The following is a 15,983-nucleotide window of genomic DNA, read 5'->3' on the forward strand; positions in this document are numbered from 1 at the left end:
AGCCTGCGGGGGCCATGACCTCGAACGACGCTCCCGCATCCGGCGCCCCCGCCGGCCGTCGGCGTGCGCTGGGCAGAGGGCCACTGGCTCCGCCGGTTGAGCCGGATCCGCCTATGCTGGTCGGCGAGTTGTCAGCCGACGACGATGATTCCTCGGTTCCTGACGATGGTGTTTTCAAGGTTCGGCTCGCCAACTTCGAAGGGCCCTTCGACCTCCTCCTCCAGCTGATCTCGAAGCACAAGCTCGATGTGACCGAGGTGGCGCTGTCCAAGGTCACCGATGAGTTCATGTCGCACATCAGGGCGATGGGGCCCGACTGGGACCTGGACCAGACGACCGAGTTCCTCGTCGTCGCGGCGACCCTGCTGGACCTGAAGGCGGCGCGGCTGCTGCCCTCCGCCGAGGTCGAGGACGAGGCCGATCTCGCGTTGCTGGAGGCGCGGGACCTGTTGTTCGCGCGGTTGTTGCAGTACCGGGCGTACAAGCAGATCGCCGACATCTTCAACCGGCGCCTCGACGAAGAAGCCCGGCGCTATCCCCGTACCGTCGGGCTCGAACCGCACCACGCCGAGCTGCTGCCCGAGGTCGTCATCCGGATCGGGCCCGAGGGCTTCGCCAAGCTCGCCGTGAAGGCGATGCAGCCCAGGCCCAGGCCGCAGGTGTACGTCGATCACATCCACGCGCCGCTCGTCAGCGTGCAGGAGCAGGCCGGGATCATGGTCGCGCGGCTCCGGGAGCTCGGCGAGGCCAGCTTCAGCGTGCTCGTGGACGACACCCACGACACCCTGACCGTCGTAGCGAGGTTCCTGGCCCTTCTGGAGCTGTACCGGGAGAAGGCCGTCGCGCTGGACCAGGAGACCGCGCTCGGGGATCTCATCGTGCGCTGGACCGGTGGGGAGGGGGAGGGCGAGCCGGTGGTGACGGACGAGTTCGACCGGCCGCCCGAGCCGCCCAAGGAGATCAAGGAGGAGTCGGCGTGAGCGAGGAGAGCACAGGCGTACCGGCGAGCCCGTCCGCCGTCGCGGATCTCGCCATCAAGCCCGCTCTGGAGGCCGTCCTGATGGTCGTGGACGAGCCCGCGACCGAGGAACACCTCGCGAAAATACTCCAGCGGCCCAAACGGCGGATCGCGGACGCGTTGCGCGAGCTGGCCGACGAGTACACCGTCCAGGGGCGCGGTTTCGAGCTGCGGCTGATCGCCGGGGGGTGGCGGTTCTACTCGCGGCCGGAGTACGCGCCGGCCGTCGAGGGCTTCGTCCTGGACGGGCAGCAGGCCCGGCTCACGCAGGCGGCGCTGGAGACCCTGGCGGTCGTCGCGTACCGCCAGCCGGTCAGCCGCAGCAGGGTCTCGATGGTCCGCGGAGTCAACTGCGACGGTGTGATGCGCACCCTCTTGCAGCGGGGTCTGGTCGAGGAGGCGGGCACGGAACCCGAAACAGGTGCGATCCTGTACGTGACGACGAACTACTTTCTGGAGCGGATGGGCCTGCGCGGCCTGGACGAGCTCCCGGAGCTCGCGCCCTTCCTCCCTGAGGCTGAGGCGATCGAGGCGGAGACGCTGGAAGGGGTCCCGTCGTTCGATCCGGATGCACCGGATGCAGATGCAGACGAAACGACGACGACGGAACTTTGATGCGAAGCAGTGGCAGTGGCAGCAGTGGTGGCGGCGGTAGGAGCGGTGGGCGCGGCAACCCCCGCGGGACCGGCGGGAGCAGCAGTTCCCGGGGTTCCGGTGGGGGCGGCGGCGGCCGCGGTTCCGGCGCGGGCAACTCCCGGGGTGCGAGCGGGGGCGGCTCCCAGCCGAGGGGCGCGAGCGGCGCGGGAGGGCGCGACGACAAGCCGAAGCGCGCCGGCAAGCCGCGTCCCGAGGAGCGGCGCTACGACGTAGGCCCCACGGGATCCCACGAAGGTCCCAAGTCAGGGCGGGGTGCCGCCGCGCGCGGCGGTGCCAAGGGCGGCCCCAAGCAGGGCCAGGGCACCGGACGCGGGCGCTGGGCGCCGGCGACCTCGCGTGAGTACGACGCGCGGGCCGAGGAGCGCAACCGGGAGCGGTACGCCGGCAAGAAGGACATCAAGCCGCCCAAGACCTTCCCGGGCGCCGAGCAGGAGGGCGAGCGGCTGCAGAAGGTCCTCGCGCGCGCGGGCTACGGCTCCCGGCGCTCCTGCGAGGAGCTGATCGAGCAGTCCCGGGTCGAGGTCAACGGCGAGATCGTCGTCGAGCAGGGGCTGCGGGTCGACCCCGAGCACGACGAGATCAAGGTCGACGGGCTGACGGTGGCGACGCAGTCGTACCAGTTCTTCTCGCTGAACAAGCCCGCCGGTGTCGTCGCGACGATGGAGGACCCCGAGGGCCGGCAGTGCCTCGGCGACTACGTCACCAACCGCGAGACGCGTCTTTTCCACGTCGGGCGGCTCGACACCGAGACCGAGGGTGTGATCCTGCTCACCAATCACGGCGAGCTGGCGCACCGGCTGACCCACCCCAAGTACGGCGTGAAGAAGACCTACCTCGCGCACATCGTGGGCCCGATCCCGCGTGATCTGGGCAAGCAGCTCAAGGACGGCATCCAGCTGGAGGACGGGTACGCGCGTGCGGACCACTTCCGTGTCGTCGAGCAGACCGGCAAGAACTACCTGGTCGAGGTGACCCTCCACGAGGGCCGCAAGCACATCGTGCGGCGCATGCTCGCGGAGGCCGGCTTCCCGGTCGACAAGCTGGTGCGTGTCTCCTTCGGCCCGATCACCCTGGGCGACCAGAAGTCGGGCTGGCTGCGGCGGCTGTCGAACACCGAGGTCGGCATGCTGATGCAGGAAGTCGATCTCTAGGTCGTTTGATTGGTTGTACGCGTGCGTGGCCGGTTCCGGAGTCTCCGGGGCCGGCCGCTTCGTTTTCGTCGTTTCGCCTTCATCGGGCCGTTTTCGTCGGGTGCGGGGGTTGTGCGGGAGTGCGATCAGTCTTTATGGTCTAACTGACCATTAAGGGAGTGGGTGCACGTGACCACATCACCGGGCTACGACAAGTACGCCTTCGAACCTTTCGCCGTCACCGCCGACCTCGCCGTCCTCACGATCCGCGCGGGCGCCCTGCAGGTGCTGCTCGTCGAGCGCGGGCAGGAGCCGTATGCCGGGCACTGGGCGCTGCCCGGCGGCTTCGTGGCGCCCGACGAGTCCGCGGAGACCGCCGCCCGGCGTGAACTTGCCGAGGAGACCGGCCTGTCGGACGTCTCCGGGCTGCACCTGGAGCAACTGCGGACCTACAGCGAGCCCGACCGCGACCCCCGGATGCGGGTCGTCACCGTCGCCTTCGCCGCACTGCTGCCCGACCCGCCCGAGCCGCGTGCGGGCAGCGACGCGGCGCAGGCCCGCTGGCTGCCGTACGACTCGCTAGGGCCGCTCGCCTTCGACCACGACCGGATCCTGGCCGACGCGCACGAACGGGTGGGCGCCAAGCTGGAGTACAGCTCCCTCGCCACCGCGTTCTGCTCGCCCGAGTTCACGCTCGGGGAGCTGCAACAGGTCTACGAGACCGTGTGGGGCGCGGAGTTGGACCGCCCGAACTTCCGCCGCAAGGTGCTCGCCACGCCGGGTTTCGTCGAACCGGTGCCGGGCGGGGCCAAGTTGACCGGCGGTCGCGGCAAGCCGGCCGCGCTGTACCGCGCCGGAACCGCGACCGCCCTGTACCCGCCGCTGCTTCGGCCTACCCGGGAAGGACGTTCCGCATGACTGTGTCGACGGTCCGCAAGCGTGCCGCCACGGGGGCCCTGATGGGGCTCGCCCTTGGGGACGCGCTCGGTTTCCCGACCGAGTTCAACGACGTGCCCTCCATCCTCGCCAAGTGCGGTCCCTGGCGGGAGATGGAGCTGCCGAGGCCCGCGATCGTCACCGATGACACGCAGATGACGCTGGCGTTGGGGAGGGGGTTGCGAACTGCCATGGAGCGGGGGCTGCTTGGGCCCAAGCGGATGGAACGGCCGGTGCGTGAGGAGTTCGTGGACTGGTACCAGTCGCCGGACAACAACCGTGCCCCCGGCCGGACTTGCCTCGTTGCCTGCAACCTGCTGAAGAGTGAGGGGCGGGTGTGGCAGGACGCCAGTCAGATCGGTTCGAAGGGCTGCGGGGCCAACATGCGGGTCGCGCCGATCGGGCTCGTCCCCGGCCTCGACGATGAACAGCGTTCCGGTGCCGCCCAGTTGCAGTCCGCGCTGACCCACGGCCACCCGACGGCCCTCGCCGCGTCCGACCTCACCGCGCACGCCGTACGGCTGCTCGCGCAGGGTGCCGAGCCGACCGGGCTGGTCGGGCTGTTGCGGTCGTACGCCGTCGAGAACCGGACCCGCTATCGCCACCGCTGGCTCGGTGACCTGTGGACGCGAAGCCAGGACCCTTCGCCGGAGCACTTCATCGCGCGGGGCTGGGACGAGTGCCTGGAGGTGCTCGGCCGGCTTGAGGAAGCAGTGCGGACCGTGTCCCCGGAGACCGACCCGTGTCTGGCCACCGGTGCGGGCTGGATCGCCGAAGAGGCTCTGGCTACTGGGTTGTTGTGCTTCCTGCTGTTCCCTGGGGAGCCTGTGACCGCGTTGCGCCGTGCCGCCTGCACGTACGGCGACTCGGACTCGATCGCTTGTCTCGCGGGGGCGTTCGCGGGGGCGCACCTCGGCGCGGACGCCTGGCCCGAGGAGTGGGCGGGGCGGATCGAGTACCGGGGGGAGCTGTCGGGGCTGGGGGCGCTTTGGGATGCCTGACGTTTCGTGACCGTGTCTGACATCGATGGGCAGTGTCATGCGGTGGGCGTATCGTGGCAGGCGTGGGTAAGACGAAGCGCAGGCGCGTGCCGGTCCGGGAGCTGTCCCGGCACACCGCGGCTCTGTTGGACGCCGTGGCGGCGGGGGAGTCGATCGAGGTCACTCGGGACGGGGTGCCGGTCGCCATACTGTCTCCGCTGGAGCCTGCCGAACGGGACATCCGTGCCGCGATCGCCGTCGGCCTGCTCGACGCCTCGGTCATGGACGAGGAGCGCGGCGGCGAGGCCGTGGACGCGCTGGAGCGGCTGCGTGCGGTCAGGCGGGACGCGGAGGGGCACGGCCCCACCGCCGAACTGCTCGCTCAGCGCGAGGAGGAGACGCGGTGACGCTGCTCTACCTCGACGCGTCGGCCATCGCCAAACTGTTGCGGGTAGAAGCGGAGACGGCCGCGCTGGAGCAGTGGATCGGGCAGCACGGCGGAATGCGTCGTGTCGTCACCTGCGACCTGGCGCAGACCGAGGTACGGCTGCTGCTGCACCGCCTCGGCGCGGACGAGGTCGAGCGGGCCGCCGCCGACGCGCTGCTGAACGCCATCGCGCGGATTCGCCTCACGCCCGAACTGATGCGGGAGGCAGGGGAGTTGGCGCCGAACACCTCGCTGCGCAGCCTCGACGCGATCCACACCGTGGCGGCGCGGAAGCTCGGTCACGGGGTCAGCTGGTTCGTGACGTACGACAAGCGCCAGGGCGAGGCCGCCACCGACGCGGGGCTTGCCGTGGCGTCACCCCGCTAGGACGTCGATGGACGCGCGGCGGACCCCGATCAGGAAGTCCTCCACGCGTCGGCGGTCCGGTTCCGGCGGGAGCGGGGTGCGGGTGGCTGCCTCGGCCGTCTCCGTTGCGAGGCGGGTCATCCAGGACTCGACCTCCGGCCAGGGGACTTCGCCGCGTTTCACCGCGAGGAGCGGGGCGCGTTGGTCGCCGACGTCGATCCTCAGGGTGCCCGTGCGGAGCAGGTCGCGGGCGCTGGTGAGGAGGCGGAGGAGGTGCATCGCGTGTTTCCAGCGCGGGGCGCCGTGCGTGCGGATGTCGGCCTCCAGCTTCTTGCGCTGGCCCAACGCGTAGCGCGTGAACGTCTCGTGGACCTGGCGGGAGAGGAACGCGTCGCGCAGGGCGAGGAGTTCACGGCCGGTGGCGTCGACGTGCTCGACGAGGGGGGAGTGGAGGCACTCCAGGATGTTCGGGTTGGCGCGCAGGGCCAGTTCGCAGAAGCGCTCCAGCTCCCAGCTGAACTGCTCCTCCGCCGGGCCCTCGATGTGCGTCGGCGGCTTATCGAAGCGCCAGAAGAGGGGAGTGGGGGCCACGAACACGCCCCGGCGATCCGTGTCGCTGCCGTCCGTCGCCAGGCCGAAGGCGCGCGAACCCATCACACAGGCGTAGATCGTGTGGTCGCGGACCAGGTTCTCGAACGGCATTCCCGGAGCGTACGTGGCATCTCACGCCAGGCGGATCGAATTTCCCTCCACCTTGATCTGCTCGGCGGGCAGCGGCTTCGGTGCCGGTCCCGCCTCCACGGAACCGTCCGCGATGCGGTACTTGCTGCCGTGGCACGGGCAGTCGATGGTGCCGTTCGCGACGGTGCCGACCGTGCAGCCCTGGTGGGTGCAGATCGCGGAGAAGGCCTTGAACTCGTCCTTCTTCGGCTGGGTCACCACGATCTTCTGGTCCTTGAAGATCTTGCCGCCGCCGACGGGGATGTCGGAGGTCTTCGCCAACTCCTGGCCGCCGGTGGCCTTCACGGACGACGAGCCCGAGGAGTCGTTGCTGTCGCCGTACTTGCTGCAGCCGGCGGTGAGCGCGGCGGCCGCACCCGTCGCGAGGACCGTGCGGCGCGTAGAGCTGTCGGTCATGTAGTCACTCCGAAGGGGGCGTCGTGTCGTGGCCACGACGATGGCTGGTCATGTCGTCACTCCGACGGTGCGGAAGAACCAGAGGGCGGATGTCAGCCAGAGCAGCGTGAGGGCGGTGAAGACCAAGCCGCCGATGACCGGGAGCAGCCAGCCGGGCAGGCGTTCCGAGCGGAGCAGCAGCATCTTGGCACTGAAGGCACCGAAGAACGCGCACCCCAGGAGGGAATGCCACATCACGCGTGTCGAGTACGTCTGGTAGCCGAACGCGTAGAGGCAGTGCACCGCGACCGGCACCGCCACCAGGAACGCGATCCGCCCCGACCAGCGGTGCAGCGTCGCCGACCAACTCGGGCCCGGCAGCCTGCCGTAGACCATGAAGGCCGAGGCGACCTGGACGAGGGCGAAGAAGAACGCGGTCGTCGCGAGCCAGGACTTCACCGCGCCCGTGCTGCTGAAGCCGGCGAGGTTGAAGGCGGTGCCCGCCGGGTCGTGGACCTTGCCGTAGACGCCGAGGCCGACCGCTACGGCCGCGGCCACGAGGGCCGGGACCAGGTAGCGGGCGGGGCTGTCGTGGGGGCGTGCGGGCGGGCGCGGCGGGTAGGCCTGGGTGGCGGCGTTCGGGTCGGCGGTCATGATCGGCTCCCTGAGGCGGATGGTGGGTCAGGGGGTGACGGGCTGTGCCGTGAGCTGCTGGCCGTCGACCGTGACCGTGCCGGTCTCCGGGTCGATGCGGGGTGCGGAGGCGGTCTTGCCGTCGCGGGTGACGATGCCGGTCTGGCGGCCGTTCGGCAGCACGATCCAGCCGCCGTCGATCTTGGCGCCGCGCACCTTGGCGGTCGCGCGCCACAGCCCGGACGGCTTGACCGCCTTGTCCGCGGTGAACGTGTACGGCCGGCCCTCGTCCTTGACCGTGCCGCGGATCTTCCTGCCCTGCTCGATCCTGCCGTCGAGTACGGCGCCGTTCGGGGCGGTGAGTTTCATGCTGCCGTCGTTGTCGACGCGGCCCCTGAGCCAGGCCTCCTTGTAGCGGCCGTCGCAGAAGTAGGCGACGGCCTTGCCGTCACGGACGGAGACCGCGACCGAGGCGGCGTCGTCGTCGGTGCGGCCGGCGTAGTTGGCGTTCGCGACGGACGGCTTCGACGGCGATGGCGTTGGGCTGGGCGTGGCGGACGGTGTAGGTGACGTCTTCGGCGGCGTCTTCTGGGACGCGGACGGCGATTCCTCGCGGTACGAGGACGACGCGGTCCTCGTCCCCGATGTCGCGTTGAGCGTCAGCATGAACAGGCCCAGTACCAGGCCCGCCAGAAGAGTGAGCAGTGGTCCAGGACGCTTCAATGTGGGCCTCCCCCGAGGCGGGCTACCCGCCCATGAGAGCGGACTCGGGGCCGTGGGTAAAGAGGCATACCGGGATGATCTCACCCCAAGTAGCGGGACGGGGTGGTTCGGGTGACATTGGCAGGGTTCGAGGCCGAGCCCCGACCGGTGGCCGGCCGCTCTCGAAAGGTGCGAGCCATGGCGGGCAACGATCTCGGCAGCCTTCTCGGTGGTCTTCTGGGGGAACGGGCGGAGGGGGCCGGAGTGGTTCCGGTAGCGGCGATATTCTGGGCGCGCTGCTCTCGGCCCTCGGCGGGAGTCAGGGCGGGGGCGGTACCGGAGGCAATCCGTTGGGCGCGCTTCTGGAGATGCTCACCAAGTCCGGGCTCGTGGATCAGAAGGACTCCTGGGTCGGTACCGGGCAGAACCAGTCCGTCACCGGTGAGCAGATCCAGCGGGCGTTGCCCGACGAGACCCTGCGGAAGGTCGCCGAGCAGGCCGGTGTGACCCCGGAGCAGGCCGCGAGCGACCTCGCGCGGACGTTGCCCCAGGCCGTCGGCAAGCTCACCCCGGAGGGGCAGGTGCCGCAGGCCGCCTCGCTGGAGGAACTGGTCCGGCGACAGTCCCTGTGACCGTCTCGGTGGGCGGGCGCCACGCACCCGTGCCGGACGGGCTGACTAGGCTGGATGTACCAAGAGCCGTACATCAGCGAGGAGCTAAGCCGTGGCGGTACGAGCGGTTCGGGGCGCCGTCCAACTGGACAGGGACGAGGCCGGGCACATGGACGAGCAGGTCGGAGCGCTGCTCACCGCCGTCCTGGAGCGGAACGGCCTCACCGCCGAGGATCTGATCAGCGTCTGGTTCACGGCGACGCCCGATCTGCACAGCGACTTCCCGGCCGCCGCCGCCCGCAAGCTCGGCAGCGGGTTCGCCGACGTGCCGCTGATCTGCGCGCAGGAACTCGACATCGAGGGCGCGATGCCCCGCGTGGTCCGTGTCCTCGCGCACATCGAGTCCGACCGGCCCCGTGCCGACATCGCGCACGTGTACCTCGGTGCGGCGGCGGCCCTGCGCAAGGACATCGCCCAGTGAGGACCGCGCTCGTCATCGGCACCGGGCTCATCGGTACGTCCGCCGCGCTCGCCCTCGCCTCCCGGGGCGTCGTCGTCCACCTGACCGACCACGACCCCGAGCAGGCCCGTACGGCGGCCGCGCTCGGCGCCGGTACCGACGAGGCGCCGGACGGGCCCGTCGACCTCGCGATCGTCGCCGCGCCGCCCGCGCTGGTGGCCGGGGTGCTGGCCGACGCGATGCGGCGGGGTGTGGCCCGGGGTTACCTCGACGTGGCCAGTGTCAAGGGTGGTCCGCGGCGGGAGTTGGAGTCGCTGGGACTCGACCCGTCGGTGATGTCCCGGTACATCGGCTCGCATCCCATGTCCGGGCGCGAGAAGTCGGGTCCGCTCGCGGCGACGGGTGACCTCTTCGAGGGGCGCCCGTGGGTGTTGACGCCCACCCGTGACACCGACACCGAGGTGTTGAACCTCGCCCTGGAGCTGGTCTCGCACTGCCGTGCCGTGCCGGTCGTGATGGACGCCGATGCCCATGACCGGGCCGTCGCGCTGGTCTCCCACATGCCTCATCTGGTGTCCAGCATGGTCGCCGCGCGGTTGGAGAACGCGGAGGAGGCCGCCGTACGGCTGTGTGGGCAGGGGATTCGGGATGTGACCCGGATCGCCGCGTCCGATCCCCGGATGTGGATCGACATCCTCTCCGCGAACCCGGGCCCCGTCGCCGATCTGCTCACCGATGTCGCCGGGGACCTGGAGGAGACGGTTCGGGCCTTGCGCTCGCTGCAGTCCGCCGACGACGGCAAGCGGCGGGAGGGCGCGGGCGGGATCGAGGACGTCCTGCGGAGGGGGAACGCGGGGCAGGTCCGCGTCCCCGGCAAGCACGGCTCCGCTCCGCGGGTGTACGAGGTCGTGGCTGTACTCATCGACGACCAGCCGGGGCAGTTGGCCCGGATCTTCGCGGATGCGGGGATGGCCGGGGTCAACATCGAGGACGTACGGATCGAGCACGCGACCGGGCAGCAGGCGGGACTTGTACAGCTGTGGGTCGAGCCGAAGGCTGCGCCGGTGTTGACCGCGGCGCTGCGGGAACGGGGCTGGGCGATCCGGCAGTAGTGCGCGGCGCCGGGGCGGGCGACCGGGGCGAGCGTCCCTGGGGGCTGCGCCCCCAGACCCCGCATCGGCCCTGAAGGGCCTCGTCCTCAAACGCCGGACGGGCTGGATTTGCCGGCCCGCGTCGGTAAGGCGGTCGGCGGGCTGGATATGGCCGACCCGCGTCAGCAAGCGCCACCCAGGCCGGGAGCGTCGGCCCGTATCCAGCAGTGACCGTCCGACCAGACGGCCCGAAGAGCGCCCGCCCGCGTCAATCGGCGACCGTCCGGTCCGGCGGGGCCGATCTCGTCGGACCGGTGTCGACAAGGGGCGGCCGGACGAGTGACGCGCACCCAGTAACCTTGTCCGGGGCGCACTCGCATCCCCATCCCGCTCACCACCCCGCACCAGGAAGGTGTCCTCCCGTGGAAAACGGCGCCGCCCGGACCGCCCCGGCAGTGATTGTCGCTATCGACGGCCCCTCCGGCACGGGCAAGTCGAGCACGTCGAAGGCCGTGGCCGCGCAGCTCGGACTGAGCTATCTGGACACCGGGGCCCAGTACCGGGCGATCACCTGGTGGATGGTGAACAACGGGATCGATCTCACCGACCCCATCGCCGTCGCGGACTCGGCGGGCAAGGCGGAGATCGTCTCGGGTACCGACCCGGCGAACCCGACGATCAGTGTCGACGGCGTGGACGTGGCCGGCCCGATCCGTACGCAGGAGGTCACCTCCAAGGTCAGCGCGGTCAGTGCGGTGCCCGAGGTGCGGGCCCGGATCACCGAGCTGCAGCGGTCGCTGGCCGCCGAGGCCGAGCGGGGCATCGTGGTGGAAGGGCGTGACATCGGTACGACCGTGCTGCCCGACGCCGATCTGAAGATCTTCCTCACCGCGTCCCCCGAGGCGCGTGCCGCCCGGCGGAGCGGTGAGCTGAAGGGCGCCGACGTGCAGGCCACGCGCGAGGCGCTGCTGAAGCGGGACGCGGCCGACTCCTCGCGCAAGACCTCGCCGCTGGCGAAGGCGGACGACGCGGTCGAGGTGGACACCTCCGACCTCACGCTCCAGCAGGTCATCGAGTGCGTCGTCACCCTCGTCGGGGAGAAGCGGGCCGCGAAGTGACTGCACCTACGGAGCGCGGGGCCGAGATCGGGCGGCGCATCGGCGTCGGCCTGATGTACGGGCTGTGGAAGCCGCGGGTGCTGGGTTCCTGGAAGGTTCCCGCCACCGGCCCGGTGATCCTCGCCGTGAACCACTCGCACAACATCGACGGCCCGATGGTCATCGGTGTGGCGCCTCGCGCTTCCCACTTCCTGGTGAAGAAGGAAGCGTTCGTGGGCCCTCTCGGGCCCTTCATGCGAGCCGTCGGGCAGGTGGAGGTCGACCGTTCGACCGCCGACCGTACGGCCGTCACCCGCGCGCTCGACATCCTGAAGGGCGGCGGAGTCCTCGGGATCTTCCCCGAGGGCAGCCGCGGCGAGGGCGACTTCGCCGCGCTGCGCGCCGGGCTCGCGTACTTCGCCGTACGCGCCGGCGCCCCGATCGTGCCGGTGGCCGTGCTGGGCAGCTCGGAGAAGAGCGGACGGCTGATAAAGGCACTGCCCCCGCTGCGCTCCCGCGTCGACGTCGTCTTCGGCGACCCGTTCGACGCGGGCGACGGCTCGGGCCGCCGTACGCGCAAAGCACTGGACGAGGCCACCGAGCGCATCCAGAAGCAGCTGGCCGCCCACCTGGACGACGCCAGGCGCCTCACCGGGCGCTAAGAGACACTTGAGTAGTGGATCACCCGAAATCCGGGGGTTCCACCGATCACCACGATGAACGAGGTACCGATCTTCATGAACGACCAGATCCAGCCCGACGGCTCCGGCGAGGAGCACGAGCACGGGGCGCTCGGCGACGCCGAGTACGCGGAGTTCATGGAGCTCGCCGCCGTAGAGGGCTTCGACATCGAGGACGTCGAGGGCGCCATCGGCGAGGCGGGACACGGGCCGCTGCCCGTCCTCGCCGTCGTCGGCCGGCCGAACGTCGGCAAGTCGACTCTCGTCAACCGCATCATCGGGCGGCGCGAAGCCGTCGTGGAGGACAAGCCCGGTGTCACGCGTGACCGTGTGACGTACGAGGCCGAATGGGCGGGCCGTCGCTTCAAGGTCGTCGACACCGGCGGCTGGGAGCAGGACGTCCTCGGCATCGACGCCTCCGTGGCCGCCCAGGCCGAGTACGCGATCGAGGCCGCCGACGCGGTCGTCTTCGTCGTCGACGCCAAGGTCGGCGCCACCGACACCGACGAGGCGGTCGTACGACTGCTGCGCAAGGCCGGCAAGCCCGTCGTGCTGGCCGCCAACAAGGTCGACGGCCTGAGCGGCGAGTCCGACGCCTCCTCCCTGTGGTCCCTGGGGCTCGGCGAGCCGCACCCCGTCTCCGCGCTGCACGGCCGCGGCACCGGCGACATGCTGGACGCCGTCCTGGAGGCCCTCCCGGAGGCGCCCGAGCAGACCTTCGGCATCGCCGTGGGCGGGCCCCGCCGGATCGCGCTGATCGGCCGCCCGAACGTCGGCAAGTCCTCGCTGCTGAACCGGGTGGCCGGCGAGGAGCGCGTCGTCGTCAACGAGGTCGCGGGCACCACCCGCGACCCGGTCGACGAACTGATCGAACTCGGCGGCATCACCTGGAAGTTCGTCGACACGGCGGGCATCCGCAAGCGCGTCCACCTCCAGCAGGGCGCCGACTACTACGCCTCGCTGCGCACCGCCGCCGCCGTCGAGAAGGCGGAGGTCGCGGTCATCCTGATCGACGCCTCCGAGTCCATCTCGGTGCAGGACCAGCGGATCGTCACCATGGCCGTCGAGGCGGGCCGCGCGATCGTCCTCGCCTTCAACAAGTGGGACACCCTCGACGAGGAGCGCCGCTACTACCTGGAGCGCGAGATCGAGACCGAGCTCGCCCAGGTCGCGTGGGCGCCCCGGGTGAACGTCTCGGCGCGCACCGGCCGCCACATGGAGAAGCTGGTCCCGGGCATCGAGACCGCCCTGGCCGGCTGGGAGACCCGCGTCCCGACGGGCCGACTGAACGCGTTCCTCGGCGAGCTGGTCGCCGCCCACCCGCACCCGGTCCGCGGCGGCAAGCAGCCCCGCATCCTCTTCGGCACCCAGGCCGGCACCAAGCCCCCGCGCTTCGTCCTCTTCGCCTCCGGCTTCATCGAGGCGGGCTACCGCCGCTTCATCGAACGCCGCCTGCGCGAGGAGTTCGCCTTCGAGGGCACCCCGATCCACATCTCGGTCCGGGTCCGCGAGAAGCGCGGCAAGAAGAAGTAGCCCCAGCCGTACGGCTGTTCTCACGGCCGGCTGTTCTACGACGAAGAGGGCGGCCCCTGTCGATACAGGGGCCGCCCTCTTCGTGCGCGTGCTGTGCCGCTCAGATGCCTCGGCGCGGGCCGGGCGGCAGGGCCGCCGGGATGTGGTGCATCCCGGTGTGGCCGTGCTGTTGCTGCTGCCCGGCGTGACCGAGCTGCCCGACGCGCTGCCACTGCGACTGCTGCCGGGCGCTGTAGGCCCCCGCGCTGTACGCGCTGTACGAACCCCCGCCGATCGAGCCTCCGTTGAACGAGCCGCCGCTGAACGAGCCCGTGCCGTGCGGGCTGTGCCCGAAGGCGGTGAAGCCCAGCTCCTCCTCGCCGCTGCGGTCACCCGGCAGCGAGCGGAAGGTCTTGACCCACTCCGAGTAGAGCCGGTCGTAGATCGGCGTGGCCGAGGGACCGCCGGGGCTGTCCCGGTCCGACCGCGAGGACGGGATCGACTGGTAGGGCCGGCTGCGGGGAACGTCGTATGCGTGCACGTATGTCCAAACGACGCGTGACCTGAAGAGATGCGGCTCAGGTGCCCGCGAGCGGCAGTGCGGAGCCGACCAACTGGCCGTTCGCCGCGGCCTTGTCGAGCGCGCTGCGCAGCAGGTCCTCGCGGGGCTGGCGGCCGATCGAGCCGACCGGTGCCGCGAACATCAGCACCTGCTGGTGCTTGTTGGCGGCGGCCCGCCAGCTGTCGGTGACCTGGAGCGCCTGGTGCGCCTGCCACCAGGCCACCGGGGAACCGCCGTTGCTGCTCGGCTGGAGCACCGCGTGCAGCTGGCCCGCGGCGAGCAGCACCGACCAGCCGTGCAGCACGGGCGGCACGGTGGTGATCTCGCTGAGCGGCATGAAGCCCTGCTCGATCAGCAGCGGCAGGAAGTCGTCCCCGACGTCGGTCGAGCCGGGCCGCACGATGGGCGCGGTCGGCTCGACGACCAGGGCGGGGTGCAACTCCCCCGAGATCAGGACGAGTCCGCTGGTCACCCCGAGCACGGCCTGTTCGGGTACGGCCTTCTCCGGTGCGCCGGCCGGGGCGTGCGTGTTGCCGCTGATGGAGCGGACGGCGCCCTGCAGCTGCTCCTCGGTGACCTGGACGATCTGGGAGGGCAGGCAGGTGGCGTGGGCGAAGGCGAGGACGGCGGTCTCGTCGCCGATGAACAGGACGGTGCTGGTGCGCTCCTGATCGGAGTCGCCCTGGGTGCGGCACGACGTGCAGTCGTAACTGCCCGGGGCGTTGTCTCCGGCGAGCAGCCGGTCGGCTTCTTCGTCGCCGATCTCGGCGCGTACGTCGTCGCTGACGTCGAGCATGCGCGGCACGGGTGGCTCCCTCGGAATGCGGTGCCCGGTGGGTCCCGGGCTCATGAAGAAGACAACGGAGGATCTGTGGCGGGAGTCACGCCCCGGAGCGAACCGAATCGAACCAACCGAAGCAGACGGTCACGTTCGGTACGGAATTGGACACTCCACGTCAACTCTGCGAAAGGTCAAGGGAGTTGGTTGCGTGAACCGCATCACAGCGCTTGTCGGCAACTGGTCGAGAAATCATGAAATAGATGAATTTAACGAGTGGCCGAAAAATGCCGATACCCTCGGTAACAGTGAACTGGCCTGCGGGTACGGGCAGTTGGTCGACACGGGCTCGCCCGCCTCCGTACATTCCTCGGCTGTGTGCAACGAGCACCGCTCGGGTACGTCCGCCGGCCGAACAAGCAGGCAAGCAGCACCACTTCCGGCGGACGGGGAGGAGCGCGAGGACCACGTCGATGCGTGGAAGCCGCGAACCGCCTTGGGGGAACCGGGTTGCTGGAGAGGGAACTACATGTCCGAATGTGCCGATACCACTCGCGAGAACGCTCCTAAGACCCAGCACAAGGGTCAAGCGCGTACGACGGCGGTCCTCGCCGGGGCGGCTCTGCTCGCGCCCCTCGGACTGCTGGCCGCAAGCGGCAACGCCGCGGCGGCCGACAGCGGAGTGTGGGACCGCATCGCCCAGTGCGAGAGCGGCGGCAACTGGCACATCAACACCGGCAACAGCTACTACGGAGGACTTCAGTTCTCCGCCGGAACCTGGCGCGCATACGGCGGTTCGGCCTACGCGGCCACCGCGGACCAGGCCTCCAGGTCCGCGCAGATCGCCGTGGCCACCAAGGTCCAGCACGCCCAGGGCTGGGGCGCCTGGCCGGTCTGCTCGGTACGGGCCGGAGCGAGCGGCAGCGCACCCGCGGCCTCCTCCGGCACGGTGAGCGAGAAGTCGACGACGAAGACGCGGAAGTCGACGGAGAAGGCGACCCCGTCGAAGCCCGCGAAGACGCCGGCCCGCGGGACGAACAACGCCTCGCGCGGCACCTCCCGCGGCGACTACACCGTCCGCGAGGGCGACACGCTGAGCGCCATCGCCGCCCAGCACGGGACCACTTGGCGGAAGGTCTACGCCGCCAACAAGTCCGTCATCGGCGCCGACCCCGATCTGATCGTCCCCGGCCAGCAGCTCGACCTCTGAGCCGAGCCGCTCCCGAG

At 70.5% G+C, this 15,983-nt stretch carries 20 protein-coding genes; 14 read left to right on the forward strand and 6 right to left on the reverse strand.

What is annotated here, in order from left to right:
- Positions 1–14 precede the first annotated feature (14 nt).
- From OG226_RS37550 to OG226_RS37580, 7 genes are all read left to right on the forward strand, one after another.
- Positions 15–980, forward strand: coding sequence for a segregation and condensation protein A (locus OG226_RS37550; protein ID WP_329351338.1), 966 nt, complete (start codon positions 15–17; stop codon positions 978–980).
- Entirely contained in the window at positions 977–1,633 is a 657-nt protein-coding gene (scpB, locus tag OG226_RS37555; protein ID WP_329351339.1) for an SMC-Scp complex subunit ScpB, read from the forward strand. Before OG226_RS37550 ends, scpB begins: the two co-directional genes overlap by 4 nt.
- Complete coding sequence (locus tag OG226_RS37560) at positions 1,633–2,826, forward strand: pseudouridine synthase (protein ID WP_328684224.1); 1,194 nt, start codon at positions 1,633–1,635, stop codon at positions 2,824–2,826. The genes scpB and OG226_RS37560 overlap by 1 nt, the downstream gene beginning before the upstream one ends.
- A gap of 168 nt (positions 2,827–2,994) precedes the next feature.
- Positions 2,995–3,723 (forward strand): NUDIX hydrolase, encoded by a 729-nt coding sequence (locus tag OG226_RS37565; RefSeq protein WP_329351340.1) that lies wholly within the window; start codon positions 2,995–2,997, stop codon positions 3,721–3,723.
- On the forward strand, positions 3,720–4,742 hold the full coding sequence (locus OG226_RS37570; RefSeq protein WP_329351341.1) for an ADP-ribosylglycohydrolase family protein: 1,023 nt from the start codon (positions 3,720–3,722) through the stop codon (positions 4,740–4,742). Before OG226_RS37565 ends, OG226_RS37570 begins: the two co-directional genes overlap by 4 nt.
- Positions 4,743–4,804: 62 nt before the next feature.
- Positions 4,805–5,128, forward strand: a complete 324-nt coding sequence (locus OG226_RS37575; protein WP_328684227.1) for a type II toxin-antitoxin system Phd/YefM family antitoxin — start codon at positions 4,805–4,807, stop codon at positions 5,126–5,128.
- Entirely contained in the window at positions 5,125–5,535 is a 411-nt protein-coding gene (locus OG226_RS37580; protein WP_329351343.1) for a type II toxin-antitoxin system VapC family toxin, read from the forward strand. Before OG226_RS37575 ends, OG226_RS37580 begins: the two co-directional genes overlap by 4 nt.
- On the opposite strand, the gene OG226_RS37585 is transcribed toward OG226_RS37580, so the two are convergent.
- From OG226_RS37585 to OG226_RS37600, 4 genes are read right to left on the reverse strand one after another with little or no spacing between them, the layout of a single operon-like run.
- Complete coding sequence (locus OG226_RS37585) at positions 5,524–6,216, reverse strand: nucleotidyltransferase domain-containing protein (RefSeq protein WP_329351344.1); 693 nt, start codon at positions 6,214–6,216, stop codon at positions 5,524–5,526. The two genes, OG226_RS37580 and OG226_RS37585, sit on opposite strands and share 12 nt — an antisense overlap.
- 21 nt (positions 6,217–6,237) lie before the next feature.
- Complete coding sequence (locus OG226_RS37590) at positions 6,238–6,651, reverse strand: Rieske (2Fe-2S) protein (protein WP_327405121.1); 414 nt, start codon at positions 6,649–6,651, stop codon at positions 6,238–6,240.
- 48 nt (positions 6,652–6,699) lie between these two features.
- Positions 6,700–7,284 carry a DUF6529 family protein gene (locus OG226_RS37595; protein WP_328684230.1) on the reverse strand — a complete coding sequence of 195 codons (585 nt, stop codon included), beginning with the start codon at positions 7,282–7,284 and terminating at the stop codon, positions 6,700–6,702.
- A 27-nt stretch (positions 7,285–7,311) separates the two neighbouring features.
- Entirely contained in the window at positions 7,312–7,986 is a 675-nt protein-coding gene (locus tag OG226_RS37600) for a hypothetical protein (protein WP_328684231.1), read from the reverse strand.
- Between the two features lie 74 nt (positions 7,987–8,060).
- On the opposite strand from OG226_RS37600, the gene OG226_RS37605 reads away from it, so the two are divergent.
- From OG226_RS37605 to der, 6 genes are all read left to right on the forward strand, one after another.
- Positions 8,061–8,597, forward strand: coding sequence for a YidB family protein (locus tag OG226_RS37605; protein ID WP_329351345.1), 537 nt, complete (start codon positions 8,061–8,063; stop codon positions 8,595–8,597).
- Positions 8,598–8,688: 91 nt separating this feature from the next.
- The gene (aroH, locus tag OG226_RS37610; RefSeq protein ID WP_328684233.1) at positions 8,689–9,057 is read left to right on the forward strand and encodes a chorismate mutase; all 369 of its coding nucleotides are present in this window, start codon (positions 8,689–8,691) and stop codon (positions 9,055–9,057) included.
- The gene (locus OG226_RS37615; protein WP_328684234.1) at positions 9,054–10,148 is read left to right on the forward strand and encodes a prephenate dehydrogenase; all 1,095 of its coding nucleotides are present in this window, start codon (positions 9,054–9,056) and stop codon (positions 10,146–10,148) included. The genes aroH and OG226_RS37615 overlap by 4 nt, the downstream gene beginning before the upstream one ends.
- 401 nt (positions 10,149–10,549) lie before the next feature.
- Positions 10,550–11,245, forward strand: a complete 696-nt coding sequence (cmk, locus tag OG226_RS37620) for a (d)CMP kinase (protein WP_329351347.1) — start codon at positions 10,550–10,552, stop codon at positions 11,243–11,245.
- A gap of 53 nt (positions 11,246–11,298) precedes the next feature.
- Complete coding sequence (locus OG226_RS37625) at positions 11,299–11,886, forward strand: lysophospholipid acyltransferase family protein (RefSeq protein ID WP_328686553.1); 588 nt, start codon at positions 11,299–11,301, stop codon at positions 11,884–11,886.
- A gap of 75 nt (positions 11,887–11,961) precedes the next feature.
- A complete protein-coding gene (gene der / locus OG226_RS37630) occupies positions 11,962–13,437 on the forward strand; it encodes a ribosome biogenesis GTPase Der (protein WP_328686554.1) in 1,476 nt (491 codons plus the stop codon).
- Positions 13,438–13,537: 100 nt separating this feature from the next.
- Here der and OG226_RS37635 read toward each other — a convergent pair whose 3' ends face one another.
- Both OG226_RS37635 and OG226_RS37640 read right to left on the reverse strand, forming a co-directional pair.
- On the reverse strand, positions 13,538–13,957 hold the full coding sequence (locus OG226_RS37635) for a hypothetical protein (protein ID WP_328684236.1): 420 nt from the start codon (positions 13,955–13,957) through the stop codon (positions 13,538–13,540).
- Between the two features lie 37 nt (positions 13,958–13,994).
- The gene (locus tag OG226_RS37640; protein ID WP_328684237.1) at positions 13,995–14,783 is read right to left on the reverse strand and encodes a hypothetical protein; all 789 of its coding nucleotides are present in this window, start codon (positions 14,781–14,783) and stop codon (positions 13,995–13,997) included.
- Positions 14,784–15,285: 502 nt separating this feature from the next.
- On the opposite strand from OG226_RS37640, the gene OG226_RS37645 reads away from it, so the two are divergent.
- Positions 15,286–15,966, forward strand: coding sequence for a transglycosylase family protein (locus tag OG226_RS37645; RefSeq protein WP_328684238.1), 681 nt, complete (start codon positions 15,286–15,288; stop codon positions 15,964–15,966).
- Positions 15,967–15,983 lie beyond the last annotated feature (17 nt).

Source organism: Streptomyces sp. NBC_01261 (assembly GCF_036226385.1).
In the GTDB taxonomy this organism is placed as follows: domain Bacteria; phylum Actinomycetota; class Actinomycetes; order Streptomycetales; family Streptomycetaceae; genus Streptomyces.